This is a genomic window from Pengzhenrongella frigida, assembly GCF_004168625.1.
In the GTDB taxonomy this organism is placed as follows: Bacteria; Actinomycetota; Actinomycetes; order Actinomycetales; family Cellulomonadaceae; genus Pengzhenrongella; species Pengzhenrongella frigida.
Genome location: NZ_SDWW01000092.1, coordinates 1 through 3,222, shown reverse-complemented (window position 1 = coordinate 3,222; position 3,222 = coordinate 1). Strand labels below are relative to the sequence as shown.

General features: G+C 57.8%; 2 protein-coding genes. Both read left to right on the top strand.

Features of this window, described 5'->3' with window-relative positions:
- Positions 1-112: 112 nt before the first annotated feature.
- Positions 113-1,723 (top strand): DUF262 domain-containing protein, encoded by a 1,611-nt coding sequence (locus EUA98_RS19340; protein ID WP_165372928.1) that lies wholly within the window; start codon positions 113-115, stop codon positions 1,721-1,723.
- A 122-nt stretch (positions 1,724-1,845) separates the two neighbouring features.
- Entirely contained in the window at positions 1,846-2,565 is a 720-nt protein-coding gene (locus tag EUA98_RS19335; RefSeq protein ID WP_165372927.1) for a PIN-like domain-containing protein, read from the top strand.
- Positions 2,566-3,222 lie beyond the last annotated feature (657 nt).

Sequence of the window (3,222 nt, the reverse complement as noted above, 5' to 3'; positions counted from 1 at the left end):
TGAGCAGGTCGGTACACTCAAGGAGTACCGCCCAGGTCCATCTTTCCCAAACTGACAGGCACTCTCGGTGCAGACACCACTCAATGCCTCAGCGACTTCCGCGGGCGCTCTCATGTCGAGTTCGACTTTCGAGGTTCCGCCCTATCAACGCGAGTATGCCTGGAATGAGGAAGAAGTTGGGGAGTTTTGGTCTGATCTCCAAGGAGCCTTAGACGAAGGCTCGTACTTTCTCGGACTCATCATTCTTACTGAGGAAGACGAGCGGAAGCATGTAGTCGATGGCCAACAACGGATCCTAACCATGACGTTGCTGGCGGCGGCGCTTTACCATGAAGCGGTTAGGGCGGGACGAAAAGCCCTCGCCGATCGAGTTCAAGCCGATTTTCTGCGTTCAATCGACTACTCTACAGACGAAACCAATCCGCGTGTCATTCTGAGCGACCGCCGTGATAATGCCGCGCTACAGGCGCTTCTGATCTCCCCCGAAACTGGGCAAGATCTGCCGGTGGCGCTCGACGGGATCTCAGATAAACTCTCGCTAGCATATGAGTACATCGCAAAAAAGTTGCGGGAAGACTTGTCACCCGATCCTTTCAGAAGGCTTGGGATTTGGGCCGACTTTCTAACGAACCAGGTTCACCTTGCTGTGTTCGTTCATCCTGACCGAGCCTCGGCGTACAGAGTATTCGAGGTTGTGAACACCCGAGGCCGTGAGCTCACAACGGCGGATCTTCTAAAGAACTTTGTTTTGAGTCAAACAGCGATTCACGCGCGCGACGAGCGCTACGAACAGTGGAAGAAGATTTCAAACCAGTTTCGATCGGCCGGTAGCGGAGCGTTCGTTCAGTACATTCGGCATGTAGTGACGCTTACGGCGGGGCATATTGCGCCCCGTGATCTCTTTGACTATCTTGCTGAAAGGCGGAAGTCGTCGGATAGCATGCGTCGCTCGCCGTCTGCCACTGGTGAACTCCAACGGAGGGCGCCCTCTCCTGACGAGTTGATGGGTTCTCTCGAAAGAGAATTGCCGCTGTACCTGCAGATGATCGATCCCACGCTTGACGGGCCCGGCGACCCATCGTGGGTGCAGGTCTTCTCGGCGCTGTCTGAACTGAGCGTCATCTCGGTACGACCCCTATTGTTGGCCATATCCCGAACAGATGAGCCTGAAGCGGGAATGCAGGCGGTTCTAAGGCTGGTGCTGCGCCGGATTGTGGTAGGCAATCTGGGCACCGGAAACGTTGAGCGCCGTCTCGGCGAGGCTGCAAGAAAGGTTGTGCAAGACGGTTCGTGGGTGGGCGCGCTCGATGAGTTGGCGGACCTGAATCCTCCGCCGAGCGAGTTTGTTGAACAACTTCGAAAGCGCTCGCTGAACAAGGGAACCCTCACGTTCGTTAGGCGCTCCGTTGTGCAGCGCACGACGACTCCTGAGGCACGCGGAACCCTGCATCTGGTGAGGCCGCGGCAAGCTGCGGAGTGGTCGGGTTTCCCGGAAACAGACTTCAGTTATTGGGGTTCTACGCTCGGCAATACGTTCTTGGCATCGGTGGAACGGCGCCCGAAGGGCGCCGGTACTTGGGACGGCTTCAAACAGAATCTCCTGCCACTGGCGCTCGAGAATGAGCACGTCGAGTTGTTTCAAGACGTAATCGAGTGGAACAGCAGGGTCGTGGAGGAATTCGGTACTCGCCTAGGCGAAAGTGCAAGAGAGATATGGTTTTGATTAGTCAGCGCGAGACTGTCCGCCAGAATCGAAATATCGCGCGGGTCGTGTCTGTTCTTTGCCGTGAGACTCCCGTAGATTCTCTCGCCGCACTCCGCTCGTCATTGCGAGAGTCGGGTTCATTGCCTTCTCCGGAACACGGCTCTGGCGAACTGCTTGCTCTTGGCCTCGATGCCAATGTACTGCTGAAACTTGGAAAGATGAGCCGCGCCGAAGATGTTGCGGATTACTTAGGCGTGAAGCATCGTGGTCCAGTAATCGTCCCTGCTCAAGCAATACAGGAATTTTGGAAAAACCACCTGAGCCTGATAAGAGGAACGGCTGAATCCGTCAAGTTGAAGTTCGACGAGCTCGCCAGGATCGTAGATGGAATTGATCCCGTCTATGCGTCAACCCTGGGAGCTGCGTCGATTAGGCTCATGGGGGAATTCAGGTCAGCGCACGGAGATATAATGGATGGGTCGGCGTTGCGGCGGGCTAGTGCATTGATGGATGCCCTGTCTGGCAGTGCTATCGTGCCAGACATTCCGCGGCAGCTCTTGTTCGATATCGCCGAACAGAGAAAGAAGACCAAGACGCCTCCGGGTTTCAAAGACGAGGGGCACGGGGACTTTTTTGTCTGGGCAGAGTTCCTGCATGGATTGTTGCTTGCGCGCTCGGGCGGTCGCGCATTCAATCGAGCGATTTTTGTTACAGATGACGTAAAGAAGGACTGGAGTACAAAGGGGAAACCGCATCCGGTACTGGTAGCGGAAGTGCAGGCCCTCACGAGCGTGCCGTTTGAAACTTGGACGGTTGGTCAGTTCCACTCGTTCGTGGTTCGAGAGTTGGACGAAATATAGTCTCCCCGAGCCCGCTTGGATCGCAGGGCGCCGGAGTTGTCCATGTGGCGATTCCTCGACTGTGGGATGGCCCTGTGCCTGTTGACAGCGTCAACGCTGCTACCGACGAGCCGGGCCCTGAACACGCCCTGTCGCGGTATCGCCGCAGGTAGCGATGCCTCGACGGGCAAAACCCCGCATGTTGGGCTGGTTCGATTCCCGCCACCTCCACCCCCTGGACCTGCACGACGCAGGTCACGCTTGACACAGAGGTAGCCATCCGTTGACGCGGGTGGCTACTTTTGCGTCCGCGGCCTCGACCTGTTGCGGTGTCTCGGCTCGTTCCGAATGCTGGGGGCATGCCCGACTCACCCACGCCGATACCGACCGCAGTGGGTCGTCCGGCCGCCCGAGCCTTCGAGGCGGCCGGATATCGCACGATGACTGACCTCGACGGAGCCAGCGAGCGAGAGCTTCTTGCTCTCCACGGGGTCGGCCCACGAGCGATCAAGATCTTGCGAGAGTGCGGGGTCGAACTCGTGCCCTGATCCCACGGGCCCGACGCCGGATTGCGCTCAAGGAGGTACTGGCAGGGCCTTCCTCGTGGCGCTAGTACGTCGGGATCGTCGAGCAGGTCGGCGACGCAGTCACGACCGTCAAAGCCGGCTCTTCGAAGTT

Bases quoted from the DNA above. Each gene is read 5' to 3' on its own strand.
- EUA98_RS19340 (WP_165372928.1), top strand. From the start codon at position 113: ATGTCGAGTTCGACTTTCGAGGTTCCGCCCTATCAACGCGAGTATGCC.